The 17,113-nt window shown below is 52.6% G+C and carries 11 protein-coding genes; 6 read left to right on the top strand and 5 right to left on the bottom strand.

Features of this window, described 5'->3' with window-relative positions; all coding sequences use genetic code 11:
- The first annotated feature begins 59 nt into the window (after nt 1-59).
- The 3 genes from KK078_RS18855 (at nt 60) to KK078_RS18845 (ending at nt 5,373) form a co-directional block, all read left to right on the top strand.
- On the top strand, nt 60-2,423 hold the full coding sequence (locus KK078_RS18855) for a PAS domain-containing sensor histidine kinase (RefSeq protein WP_254091862.1): 2,364 nt from the start codon (nt 60-62) through the stop codon (nt 2,421-2,423).
- Nucleotides 2,424-2,463: 40 nt separating this feature from the next.
- A complete protein-coding gene (locus tag KK078_RS18850; RefSeq protein WP_254091861.1) occupies nt 2,464-3,285 on the top strand; it encodes a class I SAM-dependent methyltransferase in 822 nt (273 codons plus the stop codon).
- Nucleotides 3,286-3,516: 231 nt separating this feature from the next.
- A complete protein-coding gene (locus KK078_RS18845; RefSeq protein ID WP_254091860.1) occupies nt 3,517-5,373 on the top strand; it encodes a transthyretin-like family protein in 1,857 nt (618 codons plus the stop codon).
- Between the two features lie 88 nt (nt 5,374-5,461).
- Here KK078_RS18845 and KK078_RS18840 read toward each other — a convergent pair whose 3' ends face one another.
- From KK078_RS18840 to KK078_RS18830, 3 genes are all read right to left on the bottom strand, one after another.
- Nucleotides 5,462-7,060, bottom strand: a complete 1,599-nt coding sequence (locus tag KK078_RS18840; protein WP_254091859.1) for an IPT/TIG domain-containing protein — start codon at nt 7,058-7,060, stop codon at nt 5,462-5,464.
- 282 nt (nt 7,061-7,342) lie between these two features.
- On the bottom strand, nt 7,343-8,527 hold the full coding sequence (locus KK078_RS18835; RefSeq protein ID WP_254091858.1) for a M57 family metalloprotease: 1,185 nt from the start codon (nt 8,525-8,527) through the stop codon (nt 7,343-7,345).
- Nucleotides 8,528-8,717: 190 nt separating this feature from the next.
- A complete protein-coding gene (locus KK078_RS18830; RefSeq protein ID WP_254091857.1) occupies nt 8,718-10,211 on the bottom strand; it encodes a phytoene desaturase family protein in 1,494 nt (497 codons plus the stop codon).
- Nucleotides 10,212-10,838: 627 nt separating this feature from the next.
- On the opposite strand from KK078_RS18830, the gene KK078_RS18825 reads away from it, so the two are divergent.
- Nucleotides 10,839-12,482 carry an RICIN domain-containing protein gene (locus KK078_RS18825; protein WP_254091856.1) on the top strand — a complete coding sequence of 548 codons (1,644 nt, stop codon included), beginning with the start codon at nt 10,839-10,841 and terminating at the stop codon, nt 12,480-12,482.
- A 215-nt stretch (nt 12,483-12,697) separates the two neighbouring features.
- On the opposite strand, the gene KK078_RS18820 is transcribed toward KK078_RS18825, so the two are convergent.
- Nucleotides 12,698-13,516: a hypothetical protein gene (locus KK078_RS18820; RefSeq protein ID WP_254091855.1), complete on the bottom strand. Its 819-nt coding sequence runs from the start codon at nt 13,514-13,516 to the stop codon at nt 12,698-12,700.
- A gap of 156 nt (nt 13,517-13,672) precedes the next feature.
- Here KK078_RS18820 and KK078_RS18815 point away from each other — a divergent pair, with 156 nt between their 5' ends.
- The gene (locus KK078_RS18815) at nt 13,673-14,065 is read left to right on the top strand and encodes a nuclear transport factor 2 family protein (protein WP_254091854.1); all 393 of its coding nucleotides are present in this window, start codon (nt 13,673-13,675) and stop codon (nt 14,063-14,065) included.
- Between the two features lie 626 nt (nt 14,066-14,691).
- On the opposite strand, the gene KK078_RS18810 is transcribed toward KK078_RS18815, so the two are convergent.
- Entirely contained in the window at nt 14,692-15,246 is a 555-nt protein-coding gene (locus tag KK078_RS18810) for a dihydrofolate reductase family protein (protein WP_254091853.1), read from the bottom strand.
- A gap of 338 nt (nt 15,247-15,584) precedes the next feature.
- Between KK078_RS18810 and KK078_RS18805 the strand changes: the two genes are divergently transcribed.
- Nucleotides 15,585-17,105: a tetratricopeptide repeat protein gene (locus tag KK078_RS18805; protein WP_254091852.1), complete on the top strand. Its 1,521-nt coding sequence runs from the start codon at nt 15,585-15,587 to the stop codon at nt 17,103-17,105.
- The last annotated feature ends 8 nt before the right edge of the window (nt 17,106-17,113 follow it).

Here is a 17,113-nt window from a genome sequence, read left to right as displayed (position 1 = left end):
CGCTCAACATGGATGGGCTTTTGGTTATTAAGTGTCCATTGCGGTGATACACTACGCCTATGAAACAGCCAACGATACAGGAAAGGGAGCTCCGCTACCGAACGATCTTCGAAAGCGCTGCCGTGTCGATCTGGGAGGAAGATTTTTCGTGGTGCAAATCCGCACTCAGGAACCTCGGGCTGGAAGAAACGAAAGACATCCGGAAGTACCTGGCCGGGAACCCCGACTTTGTACGCCAGGCTTTACTGAATATCAAGGTCCTGGATGTGAATCAACAGAGCTTGAAATTGTTTGAGGCTAAAAGCAAGGACGAGCTGATGACCTCCCTGGACAAGGTATTTGTGCCGGAGACACTCCCGGTATTCATCGAAGAGCTCGCGGCCATTGCCGAAGGGAGCAGCTATTTTGAATCGGAGGCGATCGTCAAAACGCTCAACGGCCAACTGCGCAATGTGCTTCTTACGATATCGTTTCCAGACCAGGCGTCTTTATTCGACCGCGTGTTGGTAAGTATTATCGATATCACCGAGCGCAAGCGAATAGAGGAAGAGTTGCGGGTGAGTGAGCTTCGATACCGCTCGTTAGTGGAACAAGCGATGGATGGCATTTTCATTTCGGATGAAAAAGGCCACTATATCGAAGTAAACCCAAGCGCCGTGAAGATGCTGGGCTACACAAAGGAAGAGCTGATGGGCATGAATGTTCAGGAAGTGCTGGTACCGGAAGAAGCCAAGAGCAACCCACCCCGGTTTGACGAGCTGGCCGCGGGAAAAACGATACTAAGTATCAGGAACCTGAAAAGGAAAGACGGATCGGTATTTCCGGCCGAGATAAACGCCAAGATGTTATCAGACGGGAAGATGATGGGAATGGTGCGGGACATTTCCGAGCGACGGGAAGCCCGTGAGAAATTACAGGCAAGCGAAGAAAAATTCCGCAATCTGACCGAGACGGCATTTGATGCGATCATCCTCATGGATGACGCGGGCAGGATCATATTCTGGAACCGGGGTGCTGAGCTGATGTTTGGATATGAGAAGTGGGAAGTCAGGCAACGGCCGCTGACGTTGATCATGCCTGAAAAATACCGGACACTCCACACACAGGGTATACAACGCTATTTGCGGACCGGAGAGAACAAAGTGATCGGAAGGGTCGTCGAGCTGGAGGGGATGCGAAAAAATGGAGAGATCTTCCCCATCGAGATCTCTATTACCTCCTGGGCCGCCGATAGCAAAAAATTATTCAGCGGGATCATCCGCGATATCACCGAACGAAAAAGGGCGGCCGAGAAGATCCAGAAACTGAATGAAGAACTTGAACAGAAGGTAACGGAGCGCACCGCCCAGCTCCATGAAAATATCAAGCAGCTCCAGGAAAGCGAAGAAAAATTCCAGAAGGCTTTCCAGGCAAGCGCGGCCGGAATCACCATCACCCGGCTATCCGACGCTACGTACCTGGAAGTGAACGATGCCTTTGTCAACATGACCGGATACGCGCGGGAAGAACTGATAGGTTACAGCTCAGTCGAACTGGGGTTGGTGGTCAGCATGAAAAAAAGAGAGGAAGTACTGCGGCAGATCCGGGAGCATGGCGGAGCGAAGGATTTTGAAATGACCGTTCGGAACAAGCAAGGAAATTTACTGGAGGTGCTCACCTCCGTCGAAACCATTTTGCTGAACGAAGAGCGGTTTGCCATCAACATCATTCATGACATCACCGAACGCAAGCGTGCCGAGGAACAACTGGAGTCGGTTAACAAAGAGCTCGAGTCTTTTTCCTATTCGGTGTCGCACGACCTGCGAGCGCCGCTGAGATCGATCATCGGATACTCCAAGATCCTGGAAGAGGACCATTTTGAAAAGCTTGACGACAGCGGCAAACGAACGGTATCGACCATTCAGCAGAATGCCCTGAGGATGAATAGTCTCATCGACGGCCTGCTGGCCTTCGCCAAGCTGGGAAAAAAAGAGTTGCAGCGTTCGGAAATCGATATACATGCACTCGTTCAAAAATTAATCGAAGAATACAGCCCCACCGTTTCCCTACAGGCCGAGATCAGGATCGATCCCCTGCCGCCGGCCTACGGGGATGAAGCGTTGTTAAGACAGGTCTGGAGTAATTTATTGTCCAATGCTTTTAAATATTCTTCCAAACGAGAGAAACCGGTGATCGAGGTCGGCGCCTCGCGAACGGAAACTGAAATAATCTATTTTGTCCGCGACAACGGCGTCGGCTTTAATATGCAGTATGTTCATAAGCTCTTCGGTGTGTTTCAACGATTACACCGTGCAAACGAATTTGAGGGTACGGGCATTGGGTTGTCGATCGTTCATAAGATCGTTGAAAAGCACAAAGGACGCGTCTGGGCCGAAAGCAGGGTGAACGAAGGTGCTACGTTTTATTTCGCATTACCTGCATGATCCCGTCAGCACCGGTTCTTCATGATAAAAGGCATACGCCATGAATGACAACTCGACTAACGTCCCTCCTCTTGATTGCCCCGGAGACGGCGCCTTCCATTATGACCATTTTCTTGGTCCCCTGTTCTTTGAACCCTATGCCATAGAAGTTGCAAAACGCGTTGATCCGGCCCCGGTTTCCATGGCCCTGGAAATTGCCGCCGGAACCGGGCGGGTTACGCGCCATCTCCGGCAACGGATCGCAGCTTCCGCCAAACTGATCGCTTCGGATATCAGCGAGGAGATGCTGACGGAAGCAAAGAAGAATTTAGGCCATCTTGCCATCGACTGGCAAACCATCGATGCACAGCAGCTCCCTTTCGGAGACAACAGCATCGACCTGGTGGTTTGTTGCTTCGGCTATATGTTCGTGCCCGATAAACCGAAAGCATTTGCCGAAGCGTATCGTGTTCTAAAGCCGGGAGGCATGTTTTTGGTCACAACCTGGGATTCATTGGAGCACAACGCCGCCTCCTATACGTCCAGACTATTGGCAGAAAAATACTTGAAAGGCCCGTTGCCGGAGTCGTATAATCAGGCTGTTTCAATGAGTGATGAAGCTGCCATCCTGGCGCTGTTAAAGAAAGCGGGATTTGCGAAAACATATATTGAAAAAATAGCGCGCCCCTCCGTTTGCGCAACTGCCAAAGAAGCGGCAACCGGCCTGGTGGAGGGCGGACACACGTTTAAGGAGATCCGGCAACATCATCCCGAATGGATCGATGAAATAAAGACCGAGCTTGAAAAAGAACTCTCGGAAAAATTTGGCGCCGCCCCCATGGTTGCTCCCATGAGCGCGGTTATCTGCCAGGCCTGGAAATAACGTTGCGCACCTGTTACTATTCCTCCCGCATTGATTTCCAAACCGTCACGAAACTAAATTCCCGCAGTTTCGTACAATGCTTATAATTTCATTCTAGTAAAAGCCCATCACGACAGCTCGTCTCGCGACTGTCGTGGTGGGCTTTTTTTGTTTTATCGGTTTTATGTGATCCAAAGGAGAAAGCCAAAAATCCAAAAAAGAGTAGGCAAAAAAAATAAACCCTATAATGTTATGAAGTACATCATTAAAGGCCACCTCTGTGGCCATCTGTGTGACGATTGTTCAGAATCACTCGCAGGCGTGGAAGTATTGTTATATCTTCCCTGGCAAAAAGAAAGAATAGTCGAAACCACAGTTGCCAGCACGAAAGAAACATTTCACCTCGTAGATAAGAAAGAAATATCGGCCAGAAAAAGTTTACTGATCACCACGGCGAAGACCGATGAAAACGGAAATTATGAATTTACCGTTGACGAAAAGTATCGCAGCACGGCATTCGACATCGACTTTGTATGCGGCCAGGTACCGCGCAACCCGACCCCCCGAAAAGAGCCGCTGCAGTTTCATCTCACGACAATCTTCCCGCAATGGCGGATCGAACGACAAACGGAGGATTACTATTTCCAATGGCGATATTGTATCCCCGTAAAATGGTGGTGTGAAATCCGTGGCCACTACTTCGATGCCTGGGTGATCTGCGGCCACCTGTATGTGTGTGGTACAAAAACGCCTATCCCGGGGGTTAAGGTAACGGCCTGGGATGCAGACTTCCTGACGGATGACAACCTGGGCAGCGCCGTTACGGACGCGAATGGTCACTTCCGGATCGATTATACGTCCCGGGATTTCAAACAGACCTTCCTGTCGCCCTGGCTAAATGTAGAAACAGACCCGAACCCGCTCGCGTTCAAGAGCGGCCCCGATGTGTATTTCAAATACGAATACAACGGCGTGGCCATTCAGGGTGAGACTTCCGCCAACCGCCGGAACAACGTGGGGTATTGTTTGTGCGTGGAGCTTTGTCTGAAAGAGATCATTGTCCCGCCGGCCGGTATCCCCGCTTCGTTTACCAAGATCGGCAATAACGGAAATCATTACATCAACGAAATCGTAGCCAGCGGAAACCCGAATGTGATCGCGCTCGCCACCGGAAAAACTCCGGCCGGTCAGGCATTTTTCAGTTGCATCAAGCTGCGCGGTAGTCTCACCCAGAAACTGAATGGCGTCGCCATGGAGTATAGTTTCGATACCATCGAGACCAACGGTCCCGGCGGACCGGAGATCGGCGTCTGGAAAAAAGTAACGGCATCTCAACTGTGTGAAGCCGAGATCGGCACATTCTTCACGTTCACCGGCGACCCGATGAATCCCATCAGTATTATACCCTACAAGGTGGGCAATGTGAGTGGCGGTATCGACGGCAGCGGCTGGATCGCTGTACCGCAGGCTCCCAATTTTGCACCCAACATCAATGGCGAATTGCTGAGCCTGAATACGGAGACACTGAACGGCGGCACGGTGAACATGGCCGGGCTTGTGCAGGGTCAGTCCACCACCACGATTGCCGCGCTTCAGCAAAACCGCTTTTTCAAAATACGCATGAGAAAACGCGAAGCCGGTAATGCGGCATCGGAAGTGACCGCGGGGGTTTCCAACCCGGTAGCGATGTTCAATACCGTGTATCAAAACGTTCCGCAGTTCGGTTCATGGATGCCCCAAACGTCAAATGAACGCGGTGTGGCCTGTATCGATATCCAGGAGATGATCGGCGGCGGCGGTGGCACGGGATGTACACCGATCACGAACGCACTCCACGTAAACTATACAGCGGCCAATCCCAACATGGGAGGGGTAAGCCTTACGCTCTATGGGCCGGGCGGGCCTTACTCGATCCAAAATGTTTCACCGATAGGCTCGGTACCCGAAACCTTTGGAACGGCCACCGAATTACATAACCCCGCCCTGGTGCCGGTCAGCTCGTTGGCTAAATGCGCCTATACCGTCATCCTTTCCGTTGAGCTGAAACTTACCAACGGCGAGAGCCAGCATAGTAATATCGAAGATTGGTTATCCTTCTGCAAGAATTAGTCGGCGTGAGCGAACGCCTGCAGTAAAAAACAGCACGAGTGTGTTAGCACGCATACTCGCGCTGTTCCTTCCGGATCCGGCGACGCGATCAGTCAACCGTGATGATCCTTATTTTATGACCGTCCTTATCGGAAACGATTATCGTTCCGGGAGCCCCGGCGGCGATGCCCGTGGGATAGTTGAACTGCGCCGCGGAAGCGTCGCCATCCAGGTAGCCATTGGTGCTCCCCGCAAGATTTGTCACCTGTCCATCGGTATCGATCTTCTTGACTTTCTGATTGAACGTATCCGCCACGAACAGATCTCCGTTGCCGTCGATCGCGATCGCGTACGGATAGTAAAACCGTGCCTCGGCACCAGTGCCGACGGCGTCACCTTGTTCACCGCCGGCAAGCGTTGTTACCTCACCTTCCGGTGTGATCTTCCGGATCCTGTGATTATTAGCGTCCGCGACATACACATTGCCCGCGTCGTCAACGGCCACGTTATAGGGGCTGTTGAATTGCGCCGCCGGGCCGTTGCCTTCGGCGTAGCCGGAGCTGCCCCCCGCCAGGGTCGTCACCACCCCAGCGGATGTGATCTTCCTGATCTTGTGATTGTCTTTATCGGCCACGTAGAAGTTGCCGTGCTGATCGGCTGTGATGCCCGTGAGATAATAAAACTGCGCATCGGTGCCGGTCGCGTCATGGTATCCGCCGGTGCTTCCGGCAAATGTGCTCACAACGCCTTCGGGTGTAACCTTCCGTACCCGGTGGTTGTGTGTATCGGCGACATAAATGTTGCCGTCTGATCCGACGGCGACTCCGTATGGATAGTTGAATTGCGCATCGCTACCCGTGCCGTTGGCATCTCCCTTCGTACCTCCGGCCAGCGTGGTGGTCTCTCCCGTCGGCGTAATCTTGCGGATCCGATGATTGTCGGTATCCGCCACGTATACATTTCCGTCGTCATCCACCGCCACGTTATAGGGTTGTGCAAACTGCGCGGCGGCCCCGGTCCCTTCGGCATAGCCGTAGGTGCTTCCCGCCAGGGTACCGACCGTTGCCGTGAAAACAAATTCAAAGTTTTGACTTTCCGCGGTGTTGTCTCCCACGGCTACCCTGATCGCGCCACTCCCGGCTCCCGCCGGTATAGTGACCGAAAGTTGAGTAGCCGATGCATTTGTCACGGTCACGTTTTTTCCGTTGAGTGTAACGGTGTTTTCACCAGGAGTGGCACCGAACCCCGTTCCGGTGATCACCACGCTGGTATTCTTAGGACCGGTAGCCGGAGCGATCGATGTGATGGCCAGCACCGGCGTGGCCGGCAGGAAAGTAAATGTTGTGGTCTGGGCGCTGACACCCCGCACGGTAACGACTATTTTACCGCTTCCCGCATCCGCGGGGATCCTGATCTTCAGCAAGGTTTCCGTGGCCGTCACTACCGGGCAGGCTTTGCCGTTGAGCGTAACGTTATTTTCAGCAGTCGATTTGCTAAAACCTGTTCCGTTAATACTCACCTCGGTTCCCTCTCCCCCACTGTCGGGCGAGATGGAGGTGATGGTCAGTTGGGGAGTTTCATCTTTTTCATCATCGCACGAGGTCGAAAGCCATGTGAGAGCACTGATCATGAGCAAAGCGTTTAAAAAACGCCCGACATGGAAGCGCAGGCTTACGCCTTCGCGGAGTCGCTGGGTTCGATTGTTCATACTATAATGGATTGAGTTGGTGACTTGCGCTATAGGTTGAAAAAAGCGTCTTTACAAAAGTGAGGGATCGACGCAAACGTTTGAATGGAGAATATAACGTTATTGATGGATTTTCTTACGGCGTCTGCCTGGATCATCCTTATAGCGAGTAGAGCATGTCTGGTACGCTTGGCCAAATTACATCATCAAGTTTGGGCAACGAGAACTCAAAAAAAAGCGCGAGATTAGGTGTATCGCTTTCGCGCTTACACTTGCTCTCACGCTATTTCCGGGGTCTTACTTTTAGATCTTTGTAATACGGAACCAGTTGATGTTCCAACCGCCCGCCTGGGCGTAAATGCCGAAGTTGTATGTACCGGCGTTGATGGTTACGTTGTGTGATATGGTTGTCCAGGTTTGCCACCCGCCTGTCGAGGGTATGGTGATGGCTCCGAGCACCGTAGCGCCGGCGTTGAGGTCGAGCGAGAGGCGACCGCCACCGCTGGCGCTGGCCACCCGGTATTCAACCCGATAAGTGCCGGTGGTAGGGATATTGATGCTGTTATAGGCCATCCAATCGGCTGTTTCGATGTAGCCTACGTTGGAGCCGCCACCCGAATCTGTACACGGTTCTACCTGTATGCCCGCCATGGCAGAATAACTTTCGGCTTGTTTGGTAACGGTGAAGGAGCCCGTGGCCGCGGGATACATGTAGCGCACCGCGACAAGATCATAGTTGGTAAAACCGTTCCAGGGTAATACGAATGAGTTCATGACCGAGTTGGGATCGGTGGCCGGTGTACCGGGCACGATCGTTCCGGTGGTCTGGTCTGTGTGCCAGAACCCGATGTTGTGTCCCATTTCGTGGGCCATGGCGAACAGCTTTTGATTCGCGGCCATGTTGTTGAAGCGCGGGTTGATCTCCAGGGTGCCTTTTCCGCTGCCCGCCGGCAGGGTTGCCCGGGCTACCCAGTTTGCCGCGTCATACGCGCCCATGAATACATTGATATTGGCCTCTGCTTGTGTGCCTACCTGTACAAGATGAAGCTTGGAGCCGCCGACTCCGTTCCACTGCGCAATGGCGCTCACGACGGCGTCACGCCATCCTTGTGTGAGCGTGGGCTGAATGTAATACTTGAAGTTTGTTGCCTGGGCATTTGTCAACAAGATGTTGTGCATGCGTTGTTCGGTCCTGCCATTGGCCGGCGCTTCCGTTTCCAGGTATGGATCGATGGTGGTCCGGTCGACGATCATGTCCTGGTTCACCGTAAACCGGTCGGTCGCTTTATCATAGACGATATCGCCACGTTCGACACCCGAAGCTTCTTCGAGGAATGTGTAGTACTTATCAAGCGTTGCTTCTGTGGTTGGCCCCGGCGTGATTTGCGGGTCGTTACTTTCCTGGTCGCAGGAGAAAGCCAGGAGCGCAAGGCAGAGCGCAGCTGCAGTGGATTTGAATGCAAATCCTGATCGGTTTGTTTTTTTCATAAGCTTAACGTTTATCAGGGGTTTGTAATTATTCAGACAAACGTAATCATCAACAGGCCCCTGCTCAAACCTTCAGGCTGGGAATCCGGCACGCTAACGTTAATGTGGGTTCATTTAATAGACTGCTCTGTACCTATCGCACGCGAGCTCGAAGAATAGTGCTTCTGCCAGAACACGAAAGGTCGACGATTCACCGCCGGAGGGTTTGGCATAGCCTGTCGCTGACGATCTTGCTGACCATTACGCCGGCCACGGTTCCCAATCCCGGCCAGGTGGCGTCGCCGGCCAGCGCCAGGTGTTTTACACCGATGTCGTGCGGGATCGCATGCAGGTTTGCATTTTTCCTGCTGAGCTTATGGCCCCCGACGGCCCCGAGATGCCGTCGGGTATACTTTTGATATGTAACGGGAGTGCCTACCTCCAGAACACGGTGATGCAGCATCAAAGACGGGTAGACACGCGTTGCGTGGCCGATGAGCACCGAGGCAATGGCCGTCTTTTTTGCCTGATACTCCCCTTCCGGCAAGTCTGTCCAGGATGCGATGCTGCAATGCGTGGACAGCATCACGGCGCGGAAGCCCGGCGGCGCGCTGGCATGGTCGCCGGGGGCTGAAATGGAGATAAACATGTTGTTGCCGTTTCCGAGCGGCCGGTCATAGTCGATCAACAGCTGATGATGGCGGATGGCGTGTGTGGCGACGTTCTCTTCGGGCACGCCAAGAAAGACCACGATAGCCCCGCCGTAGGAGTCTACGCCGGGCGCCCGATAGCGATCCAGCTTCACCCGGATGGACGGAGGAACAAGGGCATACAGATTCTCCAACGGCAGCGTTACCACGGCTCCCCTGGCGGCAAAGGTTGCTTTGGTCGTCGCGACTTCCCATTGGTCCCGCTGTTGCAAGGCTGTTACAGTATGGCCCTTTTTTACCGTGCCGCCGATCTTCTTATAATATGCTTCTATATAGTTGAAATAACCGCGCATGCCCCCGACGGGGCGCATCAGGCCAGATCCCCGGATCGTGATGCCCAGGGCCGCGTTGATGAAGGGTGCTTCTTCGAGGGTCGTATGCAGCGTATCTTCGATCAGCATGGCCAACAGCCCACGCAGCGGCGAGTCATGCTCCAGCCCAAATTCTTTCAGCACGTCCAGCATGGATCTGTTTAGGTACCGTGCCAGGTAAAGATTTGAGACACCAATGCATTTCACCGCACGGACAACGTCCGCGAGACCGGCAAACGGCAGAATGATCCCCCTGCGGCTAGCCTCCCAGAATACGGACGAGACCTTGTCCGACAATTTCCAGAACGCCTGGTGCGCGGCGCTGTTGCCGAGCTTCGCTGCCCGTTCCTGCACCCACTGGCATGGATCGTGGTAAAGCGTCACCTGCCGGTCGGGCAGCCATGCGATGTAGTCGATGTACTCGCCCGGCGGCAATTCGAGGCCCACTTCTGCACAGAACAGCCCCCCGACACCGTTCTCCTGAAAATCGACAAGGGTCGTCGCGCCTACGTCAAAAGAGAAGCCATGTTTGGTAAAAAAGCCGGCGCAACCCCCTAGCTGGCCGTGCGCTTCCAACACCACCGTCGAAAACCCCTTTGCCTGCAAACGCAAGGCACACGACATGCCGGCTATCCCGCCGCCTACGATCACAACATCATACATAACGCGCGCATAGCTACGCATAAAGTGACAAATATGCCAAACATGAAAGTGTGATTATTTGAAACCAATCAGGTGATGAGCTGATCTATGGCGAACAGCATCGTTCGTAGAAAACGCGTCGCAGGAGTTGACTGGATGCGCAAACCACCGGTGGTCGATCCACCCAAAATAGGATTGCTTCTTAAATGCATTAACGATGAAGAAATTGAAGAGCTCCGAAACCTGGAACGCAGACGGTCAACTTGTGTTGATGAAAAACAATATAACTGAAGCATAGGCCAGCGGAGGTATATGGTGGCCCTCCGAATAAAATAACTGATCTTCCTTTGCAGTCGGTATTTTCCTAAAATTTGCTAAAACGTTTAAATAAAAATCCACTAAAACGTTGGCATTTTTGCTAAAACGATTAACTTAGTGACGCGGATATACAGTATCCGTTTTTATTTCCGGACTTCTGGTATGTGAGATTTGAAAATCGCAGCGGTGCGATTTATGGTTATTGTTTTGTCCGGTACGAACTCCTTGTGATGCTAAAAGTGATGGAGATCGCCACGTCCTCCCGATGCTGGCGGGGGTGAGGACTGTGCTCATGCTGGATGTGATCGTGCATTACGCAGCTGATTTGACTTACTAAACAACCAAATCTATATGAAAATCCCCCACATCCTTCCCTATGCACTATGCGTAGGGTTCGCCCTGATCAGCTGTCAACAGGAGTCCATTCAACCCAACGCACCCGACGAGATGTTGTCCGGCACCGCAGCGGCGGCGCCGAGTCAGTATGGTACTTACACGATCAAAAACGCCGCCGGAAATCTATTTATGGAAGTAACCGGAAATCCCGGGGTCAACGAGAAGTTCAAAGACGGTGTAAAGATCGTGCAGTGGAGTGCCACGAGTGCCGGCGACCTTTGGCAGAAATGGCAGATCATTTATAAACAGACCGTCAATAACATTCCCTACTATGCCCTCATGAACCTTCATAGCGGTAAGGTGCTGGATGTTCCCAATAGTTCTACGACCAACGGGCTGCAACTGCAGCAGTACCGGTACAACGGCACGAACGCGCAACTTTGGGAGATCCGCCAGGTGACCAGCGGATATGCCATTATCAACAAAGGCAACGGACTGGCGGTAACCAATCTGAACAGCTCGACGTCGAATGGCACGGCCATCGTGCAGCAAACCTATTCCGCCGGAGCGGCGAACCAACGCTGGATCCTCACCGCGCTGGCTGCAGACTCCTACCTCGACGACGAAGTGACCCGGTACTTTCAGCGAAACAGCGCTTCGCTGGGATCGGTAGCGTGGGACCAGGGAAGCAGCATTCCGTTGACCTGGGGCGGCAACAACGGAAAAGTGCTTTGGGTAACACAGGATGCCTGGGATGGCGCCAAGCTCCAACCGAACGGCATGTTCAATTGCACCGATTTTTTTGACTATAATAATTCCATCATCATTCAGCAGGACAAGAACAACTGGCTGCCCGACGACCCCAACATGACCATCAACAGCCCTATGGGACGCCCCAAGCAGATCTGCAGCAATCAGCCCGGTACCAACTGGAGCTGGCCGGGCAACGGCGTGGAGATCGGCGACAAGGTATACATGCACTGTGGCGAAGGCAATGGCCTGAGCATGACCAATCAGTCGATCTATGTGCTGACCCAAAGTACCGGAACCTTGTGGACGGTGCAGCGCACTACTCCTGCCGGCATGTCGGGCCAGACCAATATCGGTTATGCCGCGGGCATGGTCAAGGCCAGCGACGGGTACGTATACGTGTACGGCACGCAGGCTACCAGCTTCGGCTACTTAAACAATGTACACGTGGCTCGATTCCCGACCAGCAATCCGGGTTCGTGGACGTTCTGGAACGGCTCCAGCTGGACCAGCACCCCGACCACCGGAAACGGGGCCCGCATCGCGGAAGGAAAAGGTACTGTGGCGATCAACTATGTCAACGGTAAATATGTGATGATCACCATGGACCAGGGGTTCAACTGCGACGCTCCGAGAAACATCTACACCGCAACGTCGACAAGCCCCACGGGCCCCTTCACCACGGCCGTAGAGGTCTACAAGATCAACGACTATTTCCAGGGACAATATACGCGCTACTATACCCCCAACGTTCATCCCACATTCACGAACGGGCGTAACGAACTGCTCATCACCTATTCCGTCAATCAGTCGGCCTGCGGCGTAAACGACTGTGTCAACGGCTACATCGATCCGAACTATTACCGGATACGCGCCCTGCGCATACCTTATTCGAAGATCGGATTGTGAGGTGAGCCGATAAGGACCATGTCAGCGGTCTGGCTCCTCCCCGATCTTACAGGACAAGCTTGAATCTTCGAGCTTGTCCTTTTTCTTTGGCGATCATTGTGTAAATCTGATAGCCGGTGTTGGAGCGCTGACGATAAAGCAGCGGAGCCAGTCGCAACATTTGGTCACGAGCCACCCCAAACAGCGGAAGAAATTGCAGACGGTACTATGAGCCCTTATTGCTTCTCGATGATCGGTGTCTGGCCGATCGGCCCGTACCAGGCGATGGTCTGCGTGTAATACGGCAGGCGGGCGCCTGCAGCCCCGGAGTAAACCATCATTTTATCGTTGCCGGGTAACAGTACACCAAAGTAGCCGTACAGGTACATACCGGTTTCATCGTAGCCCGACATAAAAACCGAGGCACCGTTCTTTTTATACAATACCTGTAAGACGCCCGGCGCGGGTATTTGCGGCGTCGGTTGTTCCGGGACCAAGGCGCCATTCCGGGTGTACGAAGTCGTGTTCTCGTCAAAGATGATGGTACTTAAATCAGGATACGCAACCAGGCCGGCCATGGGCCCGGGACCTGTCATGACGGGGCCGCTCCACACGGTGCCTTCCAAAGAAGCCGGTGTATCGTATAGCTCCAACGTAAACGGTACGGGTTTGTTTGCGTTGGACGAGATCGCCGTGAGCTTGTGCCGGTCCTGGATGGTCATCGTCGTCTGGCCATAATGTTCGATGTCTGCTTTAACTTCGATCGTTGCGCCGTCGATTTCCGTTATGCTGGTAACGCTTCCATTGACGCTGTCGGCCCGGATAAAAGCGCCGTCTTCCACAAAGAAATGCGGGGCATATACGACCAGCTTGTCATTCTCCTTAAAGCGCAGGTTTGCCGGCGGTGGATACTGGTAACCGGAGCCGCTCAATACGCCTACCCATTCGGTATCCCGCGGAAAGTCTTTCGCCGCCTGGGGTGCATCATCGTCGTCGCCGTTGCAGGCAGCCAGGATAATGACCAAGCTGGCCCAAAGTATGATTAATTTTTTCATAAGGTGTCTTTTTTACTGCGCGGAGAAGGTTGTACAATTTTCGGAGAAAGTGGCATGGGGCGCAATCACCTTTTTGGGTAAGACCGTAAAAGATTCTATTTTGGAGCAATCGACATTCTATCCCCCTATCAAAGAAAATTTATTTCGCTACCACGTATGAAACACGATACCAACCACGAAGCAGAATTGCTAAAACAGACTGAACTAAAATGGAACAACGCCATTCAGGAAAATCTTGTACAAGAAATGGGCAAGTATATGGATGATGAGTGGATCATCTTTTCGGGCGATGGTAACATAACCACGAAGGAAGCTTTCCTCCGGCTTGTTACAAGTGGTGATCTGCAGCATTCAAAAATGGATTTCGAAATACTACGAGTAAAAATCCATGGGAATACCGGACTCGTCGTGCAGCGTGGTACAAGCGCAGGAACATGGCAGGGACGATCATTTGACAACTATGAGATCGCTTCCTCGGTATTTGTTCGGGATAACAATACGTGGCTGGCCGTTCAAACGATGATTGCACCCGCCAACAGACCTAAATGATGTCGTCGAATGCTGATGCGCTATGAAGCGTCAGGATTCATCTTTAATTGTCCGGACCAGGCCAAGCCCCGATAAGAGAAAAATAAAACCCAGAACACCATAAATGATCAACGCTCTTATATCCCGCATCCCGCCGGTTGTATTTACGAAAAGTATAGCGCCGTAAATAAGACCGACCATCCCCAGAATTGTTAGTATTGAGCCAAATATTCTTTTTATGTTCATCGTTACCGTGCCGTTTTTCCTTTCTCTTGGTAAAAATCCATGCCGCCACAGCGAGATGTAAGCCGGCTGCCCATCCCCTTACCGGGAAATAAAATACACAGTTCGGGCAACAAACAATGTGACTTGCACCCGCGGTTCCACCCGACCATCTATGATTGTCTATCGTGTAGAATAGTGATCTTCCAAATATTGCACGCAAACCGCTTGATGACCGGCTGGAATAATCACTATATTGGTGAATGTAAAAAATTGTAATGATCTGACCGGAACCGACTGGGTGGTGGTACAAAAGGCGAAGTATATCCCCCAGTCTCCTGGCAACGATTGGAACATTGCACTAAGTCACACGAAGATAACCGTATAAAACTTTGCCCCGTTGTGACTTCGTGGCTATTGTCATTTCAATCTTTTTTCCTCTCATAATAGTGGATCACCTGCCCGGCCTGAAACGTTTTAGTCTTCATTAACTTGAGGATCAGTCGTTCCTGGATATTCTTAAACAGCAGTAACCCGTCGGGCGCAATCACCGGATGGATACAAAGGTGATATTCATCGATCAAACCAAGTTTCGTTAACTCGTTAATCAGGCTTGGACTTCCAATCAGCACGTCCTTCCCCGGTTGCTTCTTCAATGACCGGACTTCATCCTCCAGACTTCTTTTGGCAAGAACAGAAGTTTCCCAGTGAAGAGTCTTCAATGTGCGTGAGAAAACAACTTTCTGAATATTGTGCAACGCAATTGCAAATTCGTCCATCGACTTTTCGCCACTGGGATTTTTAACCAGCCCGGGCCAGTAGCCTTCCATAAGCTGGTACGTGGTCCTTCCGTAAAGAATAATATCCGAGCCCCGGATCACTTCTGTGTAGTGATCGTGTACTTCTTCGTCGGCGAGTCCGGAAGTATGGTCACACGAACCGTTGAGCATTATATTTAAGGTTGCAACTATTTTAGCCATGTCGATTATCTTTGGTGCATACAAATGTCGGAAGTAATGATTTTATCATAGTGTTAAATCGCGACAATTTCAGGGGCATTTTGCGACACTGCCAATAGGTATCTCTGTTGCCCTCCATACATTTAACCGAACAAGATTACTAAAGACACTGAAAGCTGCGCGCCTAAACTGATCGTTGGTGGTGCTGCCTGCACGGCGTTTGGCGATGAAGCGTCTACATCTGCCGACGAAGCTTTCGGTTCATGGAAAAAGTACCGATCCAAAAATATTCTAAGAGGTGATTTTGCGGGAATTCGTACCTTCGTTACGATAAAACCCTACTTAAAACCCTTCTATTTATGCGGTGGCGACTCTGCTTTCCCGTGTTGTTTGCTTTTTGTTCGGTGTATGGGCAGCAGCCTACACAGCGGCGCATCGACAGCCTTCACCAGGTGACGTCCCTTGCCGGGACACCCTATTCACTATCCAACACGTATGCACAACTTGCACTTGTTTACCAGGCCGGTGGCCGGCCCGACAGTGCCCGTCATTACTTAGGACTGCTGGGAAATCTATTTGCCGACAATCGTAAGGATCATACCATAGCTTCGCGTTACTTCATGACCGCCGGTCTTTATTTCCAGCGGAAGGGAGACCTGAGAGAGGCACTTCCTTATATGATCTCCGCATTGGAGTACCTCGATGCAGTGGAGCCCGATCCTTCTTATGGAGAGCAGTTGCTCACCATTGGCAATACACATTTGTCGTTAGGAAATCCGGTCAGCGCTGCCGACTATCACAGCCGTGCCTTGCGTGTATTCGAGAAATCGGGCAACGCTCGCGGACAGTCGCGGAGCTTGCGGGGCCTGGGAATGGGCCTGCTGGAGCAGGGAGAGTACCACGAGGCAGAGACGTATTTACAGTCAGCCCTGAGGTTACAGGACGTGGTGAATGATGCCCGCGAAACCCTGGCGATCCGGAGCGGCATGGCCAAGGCCTATGCCGGCATGGGGCGCTACGAAACGTCGGCCGACTTTTACGAACGCGCGCTTTCGCAGGCAGAGGCCATGAAGCTCACACCGGAAGCGGTTAAGATCTTGTATGCCCTCGGCATGCTGCACACGGCCCGGAAAAACCCGGAGCAAGCCAAGCGTTATCTCCTGCAAGGGTTATCGATGGCCTATGTCTCCGGCGACAGCGTCATGATGACCCGCATCAAAACGTCCCTGGCTGTCGTCTCGACGTCGCGTCGCCACGGTACGGATGCTGAAAAAACGTTGGTGGACAATGTCGTCGCGGCGACGACCGACACCAACGTGCGCTCGCTGCCCGACGCCTATTATACGCTGGCACAATGGTATGCTGAACATAAGCAATACGAAAAAGCTTTTACACAGCTCCATGCCTATCTACAACTGAACGACACCGTACACCGGAAGGAAGCGCTGGCACAATACCGCGAGCTCGAAGCGCGGTATGCGCAGAAAAAAGTGGCTGATGATTCCGTCACGCTGACCGCCACGAACCAGGTTCAGGCGCTGGAACGTGAGTTACAGGGTCTCACGGCACAACGTAATTACCTGACGGCGGCGGTATTGCTGGTGGTGCTGCTGACAGGTTTAGGTGCTCTGCTGTACTACCGGCGTTCGACCCGGGCCAGGAAATCTGAAAAGGTACCCGACACGAAAGCACCAACGCCACGTCCACGCGCCACGGCGCAGGGAGCACCCGCTCCTTCCCCGAGCCCACGCCCGACGCCCCGGCCTGGCCCAGCCGAGTCAAAAGCCGTTCAACCGGCAGTGGGTTCAAGCGAAGGCACGCATTCTCGAGAAGTCGTAGTAACCACCCCGAACCCCCGTGTGGTGGGGAGTTCCGAGTAACGCGCGAG

It is taken from the genome of Dawidia soli, from assembly GCF_018598185.1.
Lineage (GTDB): Bacteria > Bacteroidota > Bacteroidia > Cytophagales > Cyclobacteriaceae > Ohtaekwangia > Ohtaekwangia soli.
Note: the sequence above shows the minus strand (reverse complement) of the source record. Positions and strands in the feature narration are given on the sequence as shown.

Coding starts and splice junctions, on each gene's coding strand:
- KK078_RS18805 (WP_254091852.1), top strand. CDS start 15,585: ATGCGGTGGCGACTCTGCTTTCCCGTGTTGTTTGCTTTTTGTTCGGTG.
- KK078_RS18845 (WP_254091860.1), top strand. CDS start 3,517: ATGAAGTACATCATTAAAGGCCACCTCTGTGGCCATCTGTGTGACGAT.
- KK078_RS18840 (WP_254091859.1), bottom strand. CDS start 7,060: ATGAACAATCGAACCCAGCGACTCCGCGAAGGCGTAAGCCTGCGCTTC.
- KK078_RS18830 (WP_254091857.1), bottom strand. CDS start 10,211: ATGCGTAGCTATGCGCGCGTTATGTATGATGTTGTGATCGTAGGCGGC.
- KK078_RS18825 (WP_254091856.1), top strand. CDS start 10,839: ATGAAAATCCCCCACATCCTTCCCTATGCACTATGCGTAGGGTTCGCC.
- KK078_RS18835 (WP_254091858.1), bottom strand. CDS start 8,527: ATGAAAAAAACAAACCGATCAGGATTTGCATTCAAATCCACTGCAGCT.
- KK078_RS18850 (WP_254091861.1), top strand. CDS start 2,464: ATGAATGACAACTCGACTAACGTCCCTCCTCTTGATTGCCCCGGAGAC.
- KK078_RS18820 (WP_254091855.1), bottom strand. CDS start 13,516: ATGAAAAAATTAATCATACTTTGGGCCAGCTTGGTCATTATCCTGGCT.
- KK078_RS18855 (WP_254091862.1), top strand. CDS start 60: ATGAAACAGCCAACGATACAGGAAAGGGAGCTCCGCTACCGAACGATC.
- KK078_RS18815 (WP_254091854.1), top strand. CDS start 13,673: ATGAAACACGATACCAACCACGAAGCAGAATTGCTAAAACAGACTGAA.
- KK078_RS18810 (WP_254091853.1), bottom strand. CDS start 15,246: ATGGCTAAAATAGTTGCAACCTTAAATATAATGCTCAACGGTTCGTGT.